General features: G+C 57.9%; 16 protein-coding genes. 4 read left to right on the top strand and 12 right to left on the bottom strand.

Translation table 11 applies throughout. The annotated features are described in order from the left end of the window. Window positions 1-77 precede the first annotated feature (77 nt). Together xylB and WFP70_RS13935 are read left to right on the top strand one after the other, a co-directional pair. Complete coding sequence (xylB, locus tag WFP70_RS13940; protein WP_337023561.1) at window positions 78-1,520, top strand: xylulokinase; 1,443 nt, start codon at window positions 78-80, stop codon at window positions 1,518-1,520. A gap of 229 nt (window positions 1,521-1,749) precedes the next feature. Then, entirely contained in the window at window positions 1,750-2,682 is a 933-nt protein-coding gene (locus tag WFP70_RS13935; protein WP_313374778.1) for a GlxA family transcriptional regulator, read from the top strand. Here WFP70_RS13935 and WFP70_RS13930 read toward each other — a convergent pair. From WFP70_RS13930 to WFP70_RS13885, 10 genes are all read right to left on the bottom strand, one after another. Then, window positions 2,667-3,662 (bottom strand): acyltransferase, encoded by a 996-nt coding sequence (locus tag WFP70_RS13930; protein ID WP_200574062.1) that lies wholly within the window; start codon window positions 3,660-3,662, stop codon window positions 2,667-2,669. The genes WFP70_RS13935 and WFP70_RS13930 overlap by 16 nt on opposite strands. Window positions 3,663-3,978: 316 nt before the next feature. Further along, the gene (locus WFP70_RS13925) at window positions 3,979-5,094 is read right to left on the bottom strand and encodes a mandelate racemase/muconate lactonizing enzyme family protein (RefSeq protein WP_337023562.1); all 1,116 of its coding nucleotides are present in this window, start codon (window positions 5,092-5,094) and stop codon (window positions 3,979-3,981) included. Between the two features lie 36 nt (window positions 5,095-5,130). After that, window positions 5,131-5,892 (bottom strand): GntR family transcriptional regulator, encoded by a 762-nt coding sequence (locus WFP70_RS13920; RefSeq protein WP_337023563.1) that lies wholly within the window; start codon window positions 5,890-5,892, stop codon window positions 5,131-5,133. Window positions 5,893-5,906: 14 nt separating this feature from the next. After that, entirely contained in the window at window positions 5,907-7,283 is a 1,377-nt protein-coding gene (locus WFP70_RS13915) for a dihydroorotase (protein ID WP_160868652.1), read from the bottom strand. After that, window positions 7,283-8,206, bottom strand: coding sequence for an ABC transporter substrate-binding protein (locus WFP70_RS13910; protein ID WP_337023564.1), 924 nt, complete (start codon window positions 8,204-8,206; stop codon window positions 7,283-7,285). Before WFP70_RS13910 ends, WFP70_RS13915 begins: the two co-directional genes overlap by 1 nt. After that, a complete protein-coding gene (locus tag WFP70_RS13905) occupies window positions 8,206-9,246 on the bottom strand; it encodes an alpha-hydroxy acid oxidase (RefSeq protein WP_337023565.1) in 1,041 nt (346 codons plus the stop codon). The genes WFP70_RS13910 and WFP70_RS13905 overlap by 1 nt, the downstream gene beginning before the upstream one ends. Beyond that, window positions 9,233-10,759, bottom strand: a complete 1,527-nt coding sequence (locus WFP70_RS13900; protein WP_058961135.1) for an amino acid ABC transporter permease/ATP-binding protein — start codon at window positions 10,757-10,759, stop codon at window positions 9,233-9,235. Before WFP70_RS13900 ends, WFP70_RS13905 begins: the two co-directional genes overlap by 14 nt. A 76-nt stretch (window positions 10,760-10,835) precedes the next feature. Continuing rightward, window positions 10,836-11,732: a transporter substrate-binding domain-containing protein gene (locus WFP70_RS13895; RefSeq protein ID WP_034827693.1), complete on the bottom strand. Its 897-nt coding sequence runs from the start codon at window positions 11,730-11,732 to the stop codon at window positions 10,836-10,838. A gap of 86 nt (window positions 11,733-11,818) precedes the next feature. Continuing rightward, window positions 11,819-12,790 (bottom strand): D-2-hydroxyacid dehydrogenase, encoded by a 972-nt coding sequence (locus WFP70_RS13890; RefSeq protein ID WP_337023566.1) that lies wholly within the window; start codon window positions 12,788-12,790, stop codon window positions 11,819-11,821. Continuing rightward, window positions 12,790-13,182, bottom strand: coding sequence for a RidA family protein (locus WFP70_RS13885; RefSeq protein ID WP_337023567.1), 393 nt, complete (start codon window positions 13,180-13,182; stop codon window positions 12,790-12,792). Before WFP70_RS13885 ends, WFP70_RS13890 begins: the two co-directional genes overlap by 1 nt. A gap of 342 nt (window positions 13,183-13,524) precedes the next feature. Here WFP70_RS13885 and glyQ point away from each other — a divergent pair, with 342 nt between their 5' ends. Together glyQ and glyS are read left to right on the top strand one after the other, a co-directional pair. After that, on the top strand, window positions 13,525-14,436 hold the full coding sequence (gene glyQ / locus WFP70_RS13880) for a glycine--tRNA ligase subunit alpha (protein ID WP_034827699.1): 912 nt from the start codon (window positions 13,525-13,527) through the stop codon (window positions 14,434-14,436). Window positions 14,437-14,445: 9 nt separating this feature from the next. Next, the gene (glyS, locus tag WFP70_RS13875) at window positions 14,446-16,515 is read left to right on the top strand and encodes a glycine--tRNA ligase subunit beta (RefSeq protein ID WP_337023568.1); all 2,070 of its coding nucleotides are present in this window, start codon (window positions 14,446-14,448) and stop codon (window positions 16,513-16,515) included. A 51-nt stretch (window positions 16,516-16,566) separates the two neighbouring features. Here glyS and WFP70_RS13870 read toward each other — a convergent pair whose 3' ends face one another. Next, window positions 16,567-16,854 (bottom strand): type II toxin-antitoxin system RelE/ParE family toxin, encoded by a 288-nt coding sequence (locus WFP70_RS13870; protein ID WP_337023569.1) that lies wholly within the window; start codon window positions 16,852-16,854, stop codon window positions 16,567-16,569. Beyond that, window positions 16,841-17,125, bottom strand: a complete 285-nt coding sequence (locus WFP70_RS13865; protein ID WP_337023621.1) for a type II toxin-antitoxin system ParD family antitoxin — start codon at window positions 17,123-17,125, stop codon at window positions 16,841-16,843. Before WFP70_RS13865 ends, WFP70_RS13870 begins: the two co-directional genes overlap by 14 nt. Window positions 17,126-17,154: the final 29 nt, after the last annotated feature.

Raw genomic sequence — 17,154 nt, 5'->3', positions numbered from 1 at the left:
AGCGTCGCCGCGCAGAGGTGATTAAATTCTCCACCTAAGGCTACAGTTATGATTTCTCACTGCATCAGGAGCTGAACATGGTTATCGGGATTGATTTAGGCACCTCTGGCGTCAAAGTGGTGTTGCTGGATGCGCAAGGGCAGGTTGTCGCGGTGGAGAGCGCGCCATTGCAGGTATCGCGTCCGCAGCCGTTGTGGAGTGAGCAGGATCCCGAAAGCTGGTGGAGTGCCACGGATAAGGCGATGCAGGCGCTGGCGCAGCAGCACGATCTCAGCGGCGTGAAGGCCATTGGTCTGAGCGGTCAGATGCACGGCGCCACGCTATTGGACGCTGAGCATCAGATACTGCGTCCGGCGATTCTATGGAACGACGGACGCAGCAGCGAGCAGTGTCGGGAACTGGAGCAGCGCGTACCGGATTCGCGCCAGATTACCGGCAACCTGATGATGCCCGGTTTCACTGCACCCAAATTGTTATGGGTGCAGCAGCACGAACCCGGTGTGTTTAAACGAGTGGCGAAAGTCCTGCTGCCCAAAGATTACCTGCGCTGGCGGATGAGCGGTGACTTCGCCAGCGACATGTCCGATGCAGCCGGCACGATGTGGCTGGATGTGGCACAGCGTGACTGGAGTGATGCCCTGCTCAGCGCCTGCGATCTCAACCGCAGCCAGATGCCTGCGCTTTATGAAGGCAATCAGATCACTGGCACTTTGTCGCCTGAAGTCGCCGCACGTTGGAAGATGAATGCCGTGCCGATCGTCGCGGGCGGTGGTGATAACGCGGCTGGCGCAGTGGGTGTCGGCATGGTGGCGCCGGGTCAGGGCATGTTGTCGCTTGGCACATCAGGCGTTTACTTCCTGGTCAGCGACGGCTATCTCAGCAACCCGCAGCAAGCGGTACACAGTTTTTGCCATGCGTTACCCAACCGCTGGCATTTGATGTCGGTGATGCTGAGTGCCGCATCCTGCCTTGACTGGGCAGCCACATTAACGGGCTGTAAAGACGTGCCTGAGCTGCTGGCGGAAGCGGAAAAAGCCAGCGGTGAAGCCGCACCGATTTTATTTTTGCCATATCTGTCCGGTGAGCGCACCCCGCACAACAATCCACAGGCACAAGGCGTATTTTTTGGTTTGACCCATCAGCATGGCCGTCCTGAACTGGCGCGTGCGGTGCTGGAAGGCGTGGGCTTTGCGCTGGCAGAAGGCATGGAAGCGGTGCATGAATGCGGGGTGCAGCCGCAAACCGTGATGCTGATCGGCGGTGGCGCGCGCAGTGCGTACTGGCGGCAAATGCTGGCGGATATCAGTGGATTAACGCTGGATTATTGCCACGGCGGTGAGGTAGGGCCAGCTCTTGGTGCTGCACGTCTGGCGCAATGGGCGATTGATCCGCAGAGCGAGTGGCCCGCACCAGAGTTGGTGCAGCGGCATCAGCCCGATGCGGCTCATCATCAGGCTTATCAGCCGCAGCGTGAGAAGTTTGCGCAGTTGTATCAGCATCTCAAACCGCTGATGTCCTGATTCGGTTAAGTGATGGCCGGATTGGGTCGTGGTTTTTATATTTATTTCGTTATGATGGGCAAATCAGGTTAGTTTCTTATGGCCTGATTTGTCCTTAGCACGCTCCCGTCAAACGGAGGGAAAGACATCCAGAGAGGCTGAGGCAGCAGCAATGTTACGTTAACCCTCGAACAGTTCTCTGCCATGCAGAGGCTGAGGGCAAAACACATCACCTATCCTGGAGCCTTTAATGCCGCAGCCCGTCTATTTTCTGGTTCTTCCTGGCGTGATGGCGCTCGATCTCACTGGTCCGGCGGAAACGCTGCAACTGGCGGATGGCTTTTTTGCTCTGCACTACATTGGCCCGCAAGCCAGCGTGCGCTGCTCCACCAGCATGACGATCGCGGATATTGCGCCACTTCCCGAGCAGCTACCCGATAACAGCCTGCTGGTGGTGCCCGGCGTGTATGACTCCAAAGTCTGGTTCGATACGGCACCTGCCGCCGCCGCGCGCGACTGGCTCCGCTCGCAGCAGTCCGCTATCCAGTCTAAACGCATCACATTAGTCTGCATCTGTTCCGGTGCACTGCTCTCGGCGCAGGCTGGATTGTTGAATGGCGTGCAGTGCACTACCCATCACGATGTGTTACCGCGTCTTAAAGCCGCCGCACCGGCTGCGTTAGTGAAGGATAACCGCGTGTTCGTGGAAGATCATGGCATCTGGACCAGCGCGGGTATCACGGCGGGCATCGATCTGGCGCTGCATCTGATCAACCGGCTTTGCGGCGCACCGCAGGCTCTGAAGGTGGCGCGGGAAATGGTGGTGTGGTTTCGGCGTTCGGGTGACGATCCCCAGCTCTCGCCGTGGCTGCGCTATCGCAATCACCTGCATCCGGCGATTCACCGGGCGCAGGACGTGATGATCGCCCATCCCGAGCATGACTGGTCACTGACCGCGCTGGCCGAGCGCGCGCATGTCAGCGAGCGTCATCTCACGCGCCTGTTCCGCCAGCATCTCGGCATCAGCGTGCGCGAATACCATGAACAGCTGCGTTTGGTAATTGCGCGCCAGCGCCAGCAGCAGGGCGAAGCGGCAGAAAAAGCCGCGCTGGCAGCCGGATTCTCTTCAGCACGCCAGTTGCGTCGCGCGCATCAGCGCTGGGACGATCAGCTCACCAGATGATGTTTATCCACGCGTTTGAGCAGCATCGCTAGCAGCAAACTGCCGATCAGCGTGATGCCAAATACCCACGGCAGATCCAGCCACGGACGTGACATATCGTCGTAATGGTTGGTGCGCAGATAGTGGATAAACAGCGCGTGAAAGCCATATATCGGCAGTGAATAGCGCGAAATCGTCGCCAGCATCGGCAGTGTGCGGCTGTTCAGCACATTCTTGAACAGCACCAGCAAGCTGATAGCAGCGATAAACACCAGCGGGCCGCAGTAAAGATACCAGGTGTCGTTGAATGCGCCGTTGATTTTTAGCATCTGTTTGGTGCCGAGCGTAATGCCAATCCAGCAGGCGATAAAGCCCAATCCCGCCAGCCAGCTGATGCCGCGCTTATCGGTGTCCATGCAACCAATCGCCCGCCCCAGCAGCGCGTACAGCAGGTAGTAAATGCTGTCGCCGCTGACGTAAAGATTCACCGGCAACCAATGAAACGGCCCCAGCGACTGGCTCACGGTGTTGGGATTGGCCAGCACCGCCAGCACCACGACCAGCAATGCGACGTAGCGCGGCTGCACGCTTTTCACCTGAATCAATGGCGACAGCAGGTAGATGCCGATAATGGCGAAGAAAAACCACAGGTGATAGAACACCGGTTTTTGCAGCAGCTTCAGCAGCGAACGGCCTTCGCTGATCGGCGTCAGCCAGGTAATGTAGGCCAGCGCCACCGCGCTGTAGAACAGTAAACACAGCACGATGCGCAGCAGATGGCGCCCTTGCGCGCTGCGTTCGCCAAAGAACAGATAGCCCGAAATCATAAAGAACAACGGCACACAGACGCGCGATGCGGAGTTGAGCAGGTTCGCCACATCCCAGCTAATACCTGTGACGGCCATCGGGCCGGTGATATACCAGGTGGTGGTGTGAATGACGATCACCATCAGGCAGGCAACCGCACGTAAGTTGTCGATCCAGTGTATTTTTTGCGACATGGCTTCCTCGTCGGCAATACGTCCGTGCGAAGAAGGGTAGTCACAGCGTGATGCGTCAACAACCTTTGGGACTGAAATTCGGATCACTCTGTGAACGGGGGACGCTATCTGGCAGCGGCGTGAGGACAGCCCGACAATAGCTGTGGTTCTCTGGTCTGCACGCCGGCATTCTCACCCAAACGAATAAAGCGACCACGTTTCACCGTGGCCGCTTTGGTGAATAAAACGGATGAGCCTCAGGCGATAAATCGCGCCGCAACCGAGTGTGTGCTGAACAATGGATTAATCACGCATCCGGTGTTTGCCTGGCGGTGACTTAATCGCGGACGAGGAACTTCTCGATCACCGCTTCGTTCGGCTCAACGCCCAGACCAGGCTCACTCGGCAACCAGGCGTAACCGTCGGCGATGCGCACCGGGTTTTTCGCCAGCGAGCGACTGATCTCACCTGGCTCCACGCAATACTCCATCACCAGCGCGTTCTCAATCGCACACAGGAAATGCAGCGAGGCGGCGGTGTTGATGTCGGTGGTGAAGTTATGGTTACACACTTTACGGCCACGGCTGTGCGCGTAGCTGGCGATCTCCATCGCCTGAGTAAAGCCGGTGCGTGTCAGATCGATCTGCACGATGTCGATACCGCCTTCATCAATCAGGCGCTGGAAGCCAACCACCGAACACTCTTGCTCACCGGCGGCGATGTGCTGCTGGCAGGCGGCAGACACCTGGCCGTAACCGGCGTAGTTATCCGGGTGCAGCGGCTCTTCGATCCAGAACAGGTTGAGATGTTCATAACGCTGGCTGCGGCGCACGGTGGTCTTCGCATCCCAGACGTGGCCGACATCCAGCATCAGATCCACGCTGTCACCCATCGCGGTGCGCAGCGCTTCCAGATAGCGCAGATCCAGCGCTTCATCGGTGCCAAACGGCTCCCAGCCAAACTTCACGCCAGTGTGGCCAGTATCGATGGCGTGCTGCGCGCGTGCCACCGTCTCTTCGACGCTGTACTGGAACATGTTGGAGGAGTAAACGCGCATCTTGTCGCGCATCGCACCGCCCAGCAGTTCAACAATCGGTTTGCCCAGCGCTTTGCCTTTGATGTCCCACAGGGCGATATCAATGCCCGCCATCGCCTGCAGCACGGCACCGCTGCGTCCGTAATAGATGGTGGCTTCGTGCATCTTCTTCCACAAACGGCCGGTCTCCAGCGGGTTCTCGCCGATCAGCAGCGATTTCAGTCCGGTGACCATGGTGTGCGAATAGGGTGCTTCGATAATGGCTTTGGTGACATACGGGCTGCCATCCACTTCACCCCAACCGGTGATGCCCGCATCGGTGGTGATTTTGATAAGCAGTGCATCCTGCGAGCTATCGGTGCGCTGCTCAATAACCGGCAGACGCAGATAAAACGCTTCAACGTTGGTGATCTTCATCGTGGTTTTCCTGGTGTAAAGGCAATCAATAAAGCATCAGCCCACAGCGGAACGCTGCTGCCGGCGCTGCGTAATCAAGGTCTCGTAATCCACATCCAGTGCCTGAATGCGGATGTGGTTTTCAATTTCATCGGTCATCTGCGCGATATCGCCCTCGGCGAACACGTTGATCAGTCGCTGGTGCTCTTCAATGATGTCGCTCATCGATTTGCCCATGGTGGAGAGGCCAAAAATCACCGTCAGCTGGCGCGCAATTGACTCCCACAAATTGCTCAATACCGGGTTGTGGGCGAAGCTGCACAGCGTGCGATGGAAATCGGTGTCCGCCGAGGCAAAGCCATACACATCATCGTTTTGCATCATGGTTTGCATCTGTGCCACGCCCTGATACAGCTGATTAAGTTGCTCGGCGCCATTGCGTCCGGCTTCAATCGCGCGGCGGCAGGCCAATGTTTCCAGTGGGATGCGCACATCAATAATCTGCTCCAGCCGCTGATGGGAAATCTCCATCAAACGGATGCCTTTATACGGCTCGCTGGTGACGATGCCCTGGCTTTCAAGAATGCGCAGTGCTTCACGAATCGGCACGCGGCTCATGCCGAGTTTTGCCACCAGATCCGGTTCAGCGATGCGGTCACCGGGTAAAATCAATCCGCGCGAGGCGGCGCTGAGAATGGCGTCTACCGCATGATCGACCAGCGTGCGCGGACGCGCAGCTTGCCAGTTGCCGTCTGAAGCGGCTTCCTGCGCCAGCGGTGCGCTGCTTTTACGGCTTGGGGGGGATGATTTTCCTGCCATGGTGATTGTCCTGTTTATACCTGCCGGGTCACGAACTGACCAAAGCCGGGTTCAACCTGCATCTGGTCATCCTGGAATACCGTGACACCACGAATAAGTGTGCGCACCACTTTACCCTGACAGCGCATCCCTTCAAATGCGCTCCACTTGCCGAGTCCCTGGAATTTTTCCCCCTCCACGATCCAGCTCTGCTGCGCATCGATAAACACCAAATCGGCATCGAAGCCGGGTGCAATAGCGCCTTTTTTGCCCCACAGCTGGAAGGCTTTAGCCGGGCCGCTGGCGGTCATGCGGGCAAATTCCGTAAGGGCCAGACCACGATCGATATGCGCCGCGCTGAAGAACATCGGACTTAATGTCTCAACACCGGTTAGCCCCATACCGGCGTCCCAGATGCTGGCTTCACCGGCTTGTTTCTGTGCCGGGGTGTAGGGGCAGTGGTCAGAGGCGATCATGTCGACGTCGCCGCGCAGCAGCACCTGCCACAGCGCATCCACCACCGGACGTGGGCGGATCGGCGGGCCACAGCGCGCATTCGGACCGATGCGTACCAGATCGTCTTCATCCAGAATCAGATAGTGCGGACAGGTTTCGAAGCTGGCGCGCACCTTACTTTTGGCGGCGACGATGGTTTCGGCAGCGCGCGCGGAGCTGACGTGCACGATGTGGCAGCGTGCGCCGGTCTCTTCCGCCACCGCCAAAACGCGACCCACGGCTTCGATTTCGGCGATTTCTGGCCCGGCCAGCGCATGCGCGCGGGTATCTTTGCGTCCAGCGCGGCGCAGTTCGCTGCCGGCACCGATCAGAATGTCGTGGTTCTCAGCGTGGACGCCAATCAAACCGTCAAAGGTGGCCAGTTCACGCATCGCACGCAGCAAGCCATCATCGTCGAGGCGCGGTAAGCCTTTCTCGTCAGTGGCTTCACCATTGGGCGCGCCGCTACACAGGAACGCTTTGAACGCCAGTGCGCCCGCCTGATCCAGCGCCGCTAACTCGTGCACATTGCGGCCATCCAGTCCGGCCCACATGGCGTAATCCACCGAGCAGTTGTCCGCCAGCCAGCGCTGCTTGGCGGTGAAGTTAGCGAGGCTGGTGGCGGGCGGCAGTGAGTGCGGCATCTCAACGATGGTGGTGACGCCGTGCGCAGCCGCACCACGCGTGCCTTCGCGCAGCTCCTGTTCAGGGAAATCGTGCGAGCCGGTGAAATGGGTATGCACATCAATCGCGCCGGGTACGATGATTAGCCCCTGCGCATCAATGATCTCATCGACGCCGTCAGCGAGGGCACCCGGCATCAGCAGGCCGCTGATTTTGCCATTCTCAATTAGCACATCGGCGGGCGCGGCGCGGGTTTCTGTCACTACCAGGCCGTTGATAATTAATTGTTTCATCACTCTGCTCCTGCTTGCGTCACCAGTGCGCCATAGGGCACGGGTTGAGAAGGATCCAGCCAGCCGATAGCGCTCAGCAACTGGCTGAAGTGGTCAAATTCATCGGCTGGAATCAGGCCGCTGGGTGCGAAGACGTGGGCTTGCTGATACGCGGCTAAACCGGTGATCAGCGCATCAAGCGGATAATCGGGGTAATAGCGTTGCACGCTCGCCGCCAGTGTTTCGGCGTCATGGGTGGCGATCCACGCCAGTGCCTGTTTGATGGCGCGTGAGAAGGCAGCAAACGCAGCGGCTTTCTCCGTGAGGACATCGGCGCGTGCAATATAGGCGCTCCACGGCACCTTGCCACACAGTGAGGCGAGGCTGCTGATGCTGCTTAATTGCCCGGCGGCAATCGCTGGTGCCAGCATATGCATGGCGTGCAGCGCGTAATCAGCTTCACCGCTAGCCACAGCCGCGAAATCGCGGGCCTGATCGCCACTACCGGCAATCAGCTCCACCTGATCCAACAAACCATGCTGGGACAGCAGCCAGCGGAAGGTCAGCGTGGCGGTGCCGACATTACCGACATCCAGCACGCGTTTACCGCGCAAATCACTGAGCTGAAAATCGGGCTGGGTCTGTGCTGCCGCCAGAAACCACGGATTAGCGGCGACCGAGGCGCAAAAGCACTGCAACTCAGCGCCGTGCTGCTGGTAATGCTTCATCACCACCATCGGTCCGCCCAGCGTGAGGTCCGCTTCGCGGTTGAGCACCGCAGGCACTTGTCCGCCCTGCACGGTGTGCCCGCCCGATGCGCTGGTGGTGAAGGTGACTTGCAACTGCTCGGCGGCGAACAAGCCGAGGCTGTCGGCCAAATAGTGGGCGCAGTAATAGATGCGGGATTCGCTGGCATCGCCCTGATTGAAGATTAACGTCTGCATCAGCCACGCACCTCCGTAACAAAACTGCCGTTGAGCGCAGCCATGTCGCTGACGCCGCACCAGTGGCTAATGGCGGTGATTTCATTGATCCAGCCGGAGAGCAGATCGAACACCGCGCTTTCGCCACCTGCTACCAGGGCGCTGATGATCGGTCGCACGCTGAGTGACAGCGAGGCGCCGAGGCAACGTGCCACCACAGCATCGCTGCCGCAGCGCACGCCGCCATCCAGCAGCAGCGGCAGACGAGTGACCGCCTGTAAATCGGCGAGCTGATCGACCGGTGTTGCCCAGCGCGCGCTTTGGCGCAGGCCAATATTCGAGGCGATGATGCCGCTCACACCGTGCTGTGCCGCCGGTGCCGCATCGTCATGATGCAAAATGCCTTTTAGCCACAGCGGCAGTTGACGCGCAGCGCAGTGTGCGGCCACCTCGTCAATTTCCTGCCAGCGCCACACCGGAAAGGCCGGCAAGGGTTCAACGCCCGGTTGCATGCCGCCGACGGTGTGCCAGCCGCGCTGTTTGAGCGCTTCACCAATTGAGAAGCCGCCTGGCTGTAATCCCGGCACCGGATGCACCGGTGCCAGCACGGTGAGAACGATATTTTTGAATCCGGCTTGTGCAGCCTGATCGATCAAATCTTTGATACGCCCAACATCACCTGCCGCGCGTAGCTGAAGCCAGCAGCGGTCGTACTCCGCGCCAATCTGTTCCAGCGGCGTGACCGTCTCTTCGGAGATCACCAGCGGCAGTTGCAGACGTTTACAGGCGCGGGCAATCGGCAGCAATCCCTCTTCATGGAAGATGCGATCGCCCGCAAAGGCACCGACGCCGAGCGGAGCAAACCAGCTTTGATTGAGGATGGTGGTCTGGGTGCTGATCGCCTCATTGCCTTGCAGTACACGCGGCAGCAAGCGAAAACGGCGCAGCGCCTGCTGGTTAGCATCCGGTTCGTCAGCGAGCGCATCGGCTGGCTGCCCCTGCATATAGCGGAACAGCGCATCGCCAAGACGTTCACGCGCCGCAAGATCATGCATTGGCATGCTGGGCCTCCGTGGCATTTTCATGTTCGAGGAAGGTGGCAAAAGCCGGCGTTTTGGGATTCTGCAAAATCGCCGGTGGCCCTTCTTCAATCAGCGCCCCGTTCTGCAGGAACACCACGCGATCGGCCACGCCCGCCGCGAAGGCAATGTCATGGGTACTGATAATCATGGTGATGCCGGTTTGCGCCAGGCTGCGCATGGTCTGGTTCACTTCACGCACCAGCTCAGGGTCGAGCGCTGAGGTCGGCTCATCGAACAGCAGGATTTGCGGTTCTGCTGCCAGCGCACGGGCGATGCCGACACGCTGTTTCTGCCCGCCTGATAGCTCATGCGGCAGCGAGGCGGCGAAATCCTGTAATCCCACCATCTTCAGGGCACGCATTGCTTTAGCGCGGGCGATTTCGGGTTGGGCACCCTGCACGCGCAGCAGAATACTCATCACGTTTTCCAGCGCGGTGAGGTGATCGAACAGCGCGAAGTGCTGGAACACGATACCGATGCCGGATTTGGCGCGGTTAGCCGGCAGATGGCGGGCAGCCAGTGGGCGGCCGTTTTCATCGCTGCCCATAAAGTGGCCTTCGGTCTGAATGGTGCCGCTGCTGCGTGGCGTCAGCGCCAGAATCGATTTCAGTAGGGTACTTTTACCGGAGCCGGAACGACCGAGCAGCACCACGACTTCGCCACGGCGTACAGTCAGCGACAGGGATTTCAGTACCGCTTTACCGGCGTATTCGACGCACAGGTTGTCCACTTCCAGCACCGGCGCGGCGGTTTGCGTATCCCAGCGACGTTTCGGCAACTGCATCGACATCACGTCCGCTTCTGGCGGCAGTTTTGCCAGGCGCGCACGGGCACGGCGGGCACGTTCGTCGAGATTATAGAACTTCTCCAGCCACCACTGACCACCCGCCAGCAGCGTAGAGAGAATCAGGTAAATGCCGCCCGAGGCCACCAGTACCGGAATGAACAGGAAGTTCTGCGACACGATGGCCTGGCCGCGCATTGTTAGCTCATTCACGCCTACGACCGATGCCAGCGAGGTGGATTTCAGCAGGCCGACGGTTTCATTGCCCATGGTCGGCAGAATGGCGCGCAGCGCTTGCGGGATCACCACGTGGATCATCTCTTTGGTGCGCGAATAGCCAAAGGCCTGCGCTGCCATGCTCTGATCGCGATCGGTGGCCATAATGCCGCCGCGAATAATCTCGGCGCAGAAGGCGGTTTCATTAATCATCAACGCCAACAGGGCGCTGGTGAACGGGCTGAAACGCAGGCCGAACTCTGGCAGTACGTTGTAGAGCAGAATCAGTTGCAGCAGCACCGGCGTGCCGCGCAGCAGATAGATGTACGTTTTCACCGGCACACGGATAAACCAGTGCTTTGAGGTGCTGGCCAACGCCAGGAAAAAGCCAATCAGGATGCCGCCCGCTAATGCGCCTACCAGCAGCTGAACAGCGATGACGGCCCCTTCCCACAGGTAAGGGAAGGTCAGGTACTTAAGAAAATCATCCAAGGCGTTATCTCCCTCAATGCGATCGCTTGGGTTGCCCGTGATGCAGCAACCCAATTGATCCGACTGAGTTTATGCATTAACCACGTGCAACAACCGGGCGTTCAGCCGCGCTGCCCTGACCCCAGTAATCCAGCAATTTCTTCTGCGCACCGCTCTCCTGAATCACCTTCATAGCATCCATCACTGCACTGCGCAGCGTGGTGTTGTCTTTGGCGATGGGGAAGCCAACCATGATCGGCAGGTCAACGGTAAAGCCGCTTTCCAGCGTTTTGTCAGCTTTGGCGATGGCGATGGCGGATCCGGCTTCAGTCAGATAGATGTCGGCGCGACCACTTTTCACCGCCTGAATACTGTTGTCAGTGTTCTGCACCATCAGCATGCTGACTTCTGGCTTACCAGCGGCGGTGCATTTGGCGCTCTGCTCGGGCACCAACTTGTTGGCTTCGTAAGAACCGGCAGCGGCGGCCACGGTTTTGCCGCACAGGTCATCAACGGTGGTGATTTTCTTTGGATTGCCCTTCGCCAGAATCGAGCCATCCTGCACCTGCATGGAGGCGACAAAAGCGATCTGCTTCAGGCGTTCATCGGTGACATACAGCATCGGACCGATATCGGCACGACCGCTGGAAATGGAGGTCAGCAGCACGTTGAACGAACCGGTCTGATAACTGTGTTTTGCCCCAAGGCAGCTGCTGATACGTTCGAACAGCGAAGGATCGAGACCTTCAATAATGCTTGGGTCTTTTTCGGAAGGGGCTTCGAAGCCTTTGGTGTAGCCACCCAGGCCTACCACCAGATCTTTGCCTTTGAGTGACGGGTATTTGGTCTGCAGCGCCTTGCACTGCGCCATTGCCGCAAAATCGCTGGCGGTTGGCGTAATCGGGTCGGTGCTGGCGGCATGGGCGCTGGAGAGGCCCGCTAACAGCGTGCCGGTGATGCCAGAGATCAGTAATGCGATGCGTGCAAATTTCATAATAAGGTTCCCCTGGTGCTGGTGAATGTGTAAGCGATGACCTTGTGTTTTATGAACGTCTTACGGCTTTTATCGGTACTGCGACTTCAATAACCTCTTGCAACATCAACCTGGTTGCGCAGCGGATGGCCACTGCGGAAACGCACCAGGTTATCGATAAACACCTCAAGGCAGCCCTCAAGGTAGGCACTGTGATCGTCCAGACTGCAGTGCGGTGTCATCACCACGCCCGGCGTGCTCCACAGCGCATCGTCTACTGGCAGCGGCTCTTGCGGATAAACATCCAGAACCGCACCGGCCAGTTCACCGGCGCACAGTTTTTCGCGCATCGCGGTGTAGTCGAACACGGCGGCACGGCCGACAATCACGATGCCGGCGCGGGCAGGCAGCAGATCGAGACGGCGGCGGTCAAACAACTTGTCTGTCTGGGGCGTGAGCGGCAGCGTTGAGACCAGGACATCCACCTGTGGCAGAACATCGTCCATCGCATCAATGCGAATACAACGCGCTACGTCGGCATCACACTGGCCGCTGCGCGTCACACCAATCACGCGGTAGCCCTGCGCGGTCAGCAGTTTCGCCGCCGCGGCACCGATACCGCCGACGCCGAGCAGCAAGACCGTTTTGCCACGCGCGCAGCCGCCGAAGGTGGGGCGCCACAGGCGCTGAGCCTGATCCTGCATAAAACCCGGAATGCCAAAGTTGAACATCAACGCCGCCATCAGAATGAACTCGGCGCCTTTATCGCCGTGCACGCCGGACGCATTGGTCAGCGTCACGCCCTCCGGCAGATGTGCCAGCCACTGCTCGACGCCGGCGGACATCACCTGCACCCAGCCGAGACGTGGTGCGCTGAAGGTATCGAGCGCCAGCTTGCGTCCGCTCCACAAAATGTCGCTGGTGGCGAGGAAATCTGCGGTATGCGCGGCTTGGCTGTTTTCGCTCAGGGTAAAGTGACCGCGCAGTTGCGGATGGGCATCCAACAGCTGTTGCAGGTGCTGCGGGGTCAGATGTAATGCCTGCGGGGCGCTGGCGTCGTTTTCGATATGAATATGCATCAGCGCATCGCCGTGACTTCCATCTCGACCAGCAGGTCAGGATGGTTGAGTTGAATACCGACGGTGGCGCGCGCCGGGAAGGGGAACTGGAAGAACTCGCTATACGCCGCGTTCATCTCACTGAAGGTGCTGAGGTCGGTGAGATAGATCGTCACGCGCACCACGTTATCGAAGGTCATCTGCGCTTCGCTCAATAGATCGCCGACGTTTTTCAATACCTGGCGCGTCTGGCTGGCGATGTCATTGCACTTGATCTCACCGCTGTAGGGGTCAATCGCCACCTGGCCGGAGATAAACAGCATCGGTTCGTGCAGTACGGCGGCGGAAAGCGGAGCCGGGCCCATTGGGCGGTCACTGGCGTTCATTCCTGGATAAGCAATCGCGGTCTTCATGGTGAAATTCCAAGCAAAACTGTTTCACCGCAATTTCGTATACGATTATACAGGTGTCAATGCGCGATTTTTGACCATCGGGTCGAAAAGGTGATGTCTGTCACGTAATAGGATTTGATTATATCGTGGTTAATTTTATGAAAATTAAGGATTAAATTTGTGTTTGATGCATTCGCGGAGGTGTTAGAATGAATCGTATACGATTTTCTTATCGCAAGGTTTTAGCCGGTTAAACCGTGGCAAAACCACTCCCCGGCGCGCCAGGATTTCCGGCTGCACAATCCGCGGTCAAAGGGTATACTGTCGCACTCTTTTTTAATCGACCCTTATCGCGTACTCAACATGCAAAAGTTTGATACCAAGACCTTTCAGGGCCTGATCCTGACCTTGCAGGATTACTGGGCGCGTCAGGGCTGCACCATCGTCCAGCCGCTGGACATGGAAGTGGGCGCTGGCACTTCACACCCAATGACCTGCCTGCGCGCCATTGGCCCAGAGCCGATGGCTACCGCCTATGTGCAGCCTTCACGCCGTCCTACCGATGGTCGCTACGGTGAAAACCCGAACCGTTTACAGCACTACTATCAGTTCCAGGTGATGATCAAACCTAACCCGGACAATCTGCAGGAGCTGTACCTGGGTTCACTGCAAGAGCTGGGCCTGGATCCGACCGTACACGATATTCGCTTCGTGGAAGATAACTGGGAAAACCCTACGCTGGGTGCCTGGGGACTGGGTTGGGAAGTGTGGCTCAACGGCATGGAAGTGACGCAGTTCACTTACTTCCAGCAGGTGGGCGGCATGGAGTGTAAGCCAGTGACGGGTGAGATCACTTACGGACTTGAGCGCCTGGCGATGTATATCCAGGGCGTCGACAGTGTTTACGATCTGGTGTGGAGCGACGGCCCATTTGGCCAAACCACCTACGGTGAAGTGTTCCATCAGAACGAAGTCGAACAGTCGACCTACAACTTTGAATACGCGGATGTGGACTTCCTGTTCTCCTGCTTCGAGCAGTACGAGAAAGAAGCGCAGCAGCTGCTGGCGCTGGAAAAACCCCTGCCGTTGCCAGCTTATGAGCGCATCCTGAAAGCGGCACACAGCTTTAACCTGCTGGATGCACGCAAGGCGATCTCGGTAACCGAGCGTCAGCGCTATATCCTGCGTATCCGCACCCTGACGAAAGCCGTGGCGGAAGCCTATTACGCGTCTCGTGAGGCGCTCGGTTTCCCCATGTGCAATAAAAACAAGTAAGAGGCAGCCATGACCGATAAAACTTTCCTGGTGGAAATTGGCACCGAAGAGTTGCCTCCGAAAGCCCTGCGTAGCCTGGCAGAAGCCTTTGCTGCGCACTTTACCGCAGAACTGGACAGCGCCGGTTTAGCGCATGGCGAGGTGAGCTGGTTTGCCGCTCCACGCCGTCTGGCGCTGAAAGTGGCCCAATTGGCGACCGCGCAGGCCGATCGTGAAGTGGAAAAACGTGGCCCAGCGATTGCTGCTGCGTTTGATGCCGATGGCAATGCCACCAAAGCAGCCGAAGGTTGGGCGCGCGGTAACGGCATCACCGTGGATCAGGCTGAGCGTCTGAGCACGGATAAAGGCGAATGGCTGGTGCATCGCGCTTCAGTGAAAGGCGAGAGTGCTCAGGCACTGCTGCCCGCGATGGTGGCAACCGCACTAAGCAAGCTGCCGATTCCAAAACTGATGCGCTGGGGCGCAAGCGACGTGCAGTTTGTCCGTCCGGTACATACTGTGACGCTGCTGTTGGGCGATGAGCTGATCCCGGCGACGATTCTCGGTATTCAGTCCGATCGCGTGATTCGCGGCCACCGCTTTATGAACGAGTCAGAGTTCACACTCGACAACGCCGATCAGTATCCGCAATTGCTGCTGGAGCGCGGCAAAGTGGTGGCTGATTTTGCGACCCGTAAAGCCAAAATCAAAGCGGATGCGGAAGCGGCGGCGCAGCAGTTGGGCGGTATCGCCGATCTGAGCGACAGCTTGCTGGAAGAAGTGGCCTCGCTGGTGGAGTGGCCAGTGGTGCTCACCGCGAAATTCGAAGAGAAGTTCCTCGCGGTGCCTGCTGAAGCGCTGGTTTACACCATGAAGGGCGACCAGAAGTACTTCCCGGTGTACTCCGCTGACGGTAAATTGCTGCCAAACTTCATCTTCGTCACCAACATCGAATCCAAAGACCCGCAGCAAATCATCTCCGGTAACGAAAAGGTCGTGCGCCCGCGTCTGGCCGATGCCGAGTTCTTCTTCAACACTGACCGTAAAAAGCGTCTTGAAGATAACCTGCCGCGTCTCGAGACCGTACTGTTCCAGAAAGAGCTGGGTACGCTGCGTGATAAAACGGACCGCATTCAGGCGCTGGCGGGCTGGATTGCCGCTCAGATTGGTGCCGATGTGAACCACGCCACCCGCGCGGGCCTGCTGTCGAAGTGTGACCTGATGACCAACATGGTCTTCGAGTTCACCGATACGCAGGGCGTGATGGGCATGCACTATGCGCGTCATGACGGCGAAACGGAAGATGTGGCCGTGGCGCTGAACGAGCAGTATCAGCCGCGCTTTGCCGGTGATGCACTGCCATCGAACCTCGTGGCTTGTGCTGTCGCGATTGCCGACAAGATGGATACCCTTGCGGGCATCTTCGGCATTGGTCAGCATCCAAAAGGCGATAAAGACCCGTTCGCACTGCGCCGTGCTGCGCTGGGCGTGCTGCGTATTATCGTTGAGAAGAACCTGCCACTCGATCTGCAAACGCTGACCGAAGAAGCGGTGCGTCTCTACGGCAGCAAGCTGAGCAACGGCAAAGTGGTGGATGAAGTGATCGACTTCATGCTGGGTCGTTTCCGTACCTGGTATCAGGAAGAGGGCCACAGCGTCGACACCATTCAGGCGGTGCTGGCACGTCGTCCAACCCGCCCGGCGGACTTCGATGCGCGCATGAAAGCGGTTTCCCACTTCCGTACGCTGGAAGCGGCATCGTCGCTGGCTGCGGCCAACAAGCGTGTTTCCAACATCCTGGCGAAAGCCACCGAAACCCTCAACGACAGCGTGCAGGCATCGTTGCTGAAAGAGAACGCCGAGATCCAGCTGGCGACTTTCGTGACGGCACTAGGCGACAAGTTGCAGCCGTACTTCGCGGAAGGCCGTTATCAGGATGCGCTGGTGGAGCTGGCGCAGCTGCGCGAAGCGGTCGATAACTTCTTCGACAACGTGATGGTTAACGCCGATGAAGCGGAAGTGCGTATTAACCGCCTGACACTACTGGCGCAACTGCGCGCACTGTTCCTGCAGGTAGCGGATATTTCACTGCTGCAGTAAGCGATGTGTTGAAGTGAACCGAAGGGACGAGAAATCGTCCCTTTTTGTTTTTTAAAGCCATTGCGGAGTTTTAATATGGGACAGAGCATCCTGGGAATGATGTAAGATACGCAGGATTATCACCTTCTCAGATAGGGTTCGATAAAAAATGACATGTTCGCGATGAGGCAATGCATAAATCCGGTCACCTAAATCAGTACGTCTTCTCCCTAACTCATTCTCTGAGAGTTGATGAAAACGTTGATAAATATCCTGTACATATCTCTCCGTTTTTTCCAAGCCAAAGTTCCAATGTCCATATAGCCAGATTGATGCCAGATCGGTATCAGCTTCCGGCATTACCCTTATCGTCCTTTTCATCTATGCCCGCCCTGGCTTTCATTTTTTTAAGGAAAACATCGATATCCCATTCGATGGGTTCACCACTGTCCATCCCTTCCTGAATCAATCTTCTTAAATTCTCCAGCTTTGACGCTGCTTGCCTTTCCTGCAGTAAACGCAGCGAGTCGCGCACCACCTCGCTTTGAGTACGGTAATCACCGGAAGCCACCAGAGATTCAACAAACTCGCGCAGTTCATCACCTAAATCGATTGTCATGGTACGTGCCATCATCGTGCCCCAATGTAAGAAATATTCTT

Origin of the sequence: Pantoea sp. USMM079, assembly GCF_037153115.1 — a bacterium.
In the GTDB taxonomy this organism is placed as follows: domain Bacteria; phylum Pseudomonadota; class Gammaproteobacteria; order Enterobacterales; family Enterobacteriaceae; genus Pantoea; species Pantoea communis.
This window is presented reverse-complemented; position numbering and strand designations above follow the sequence as displayed.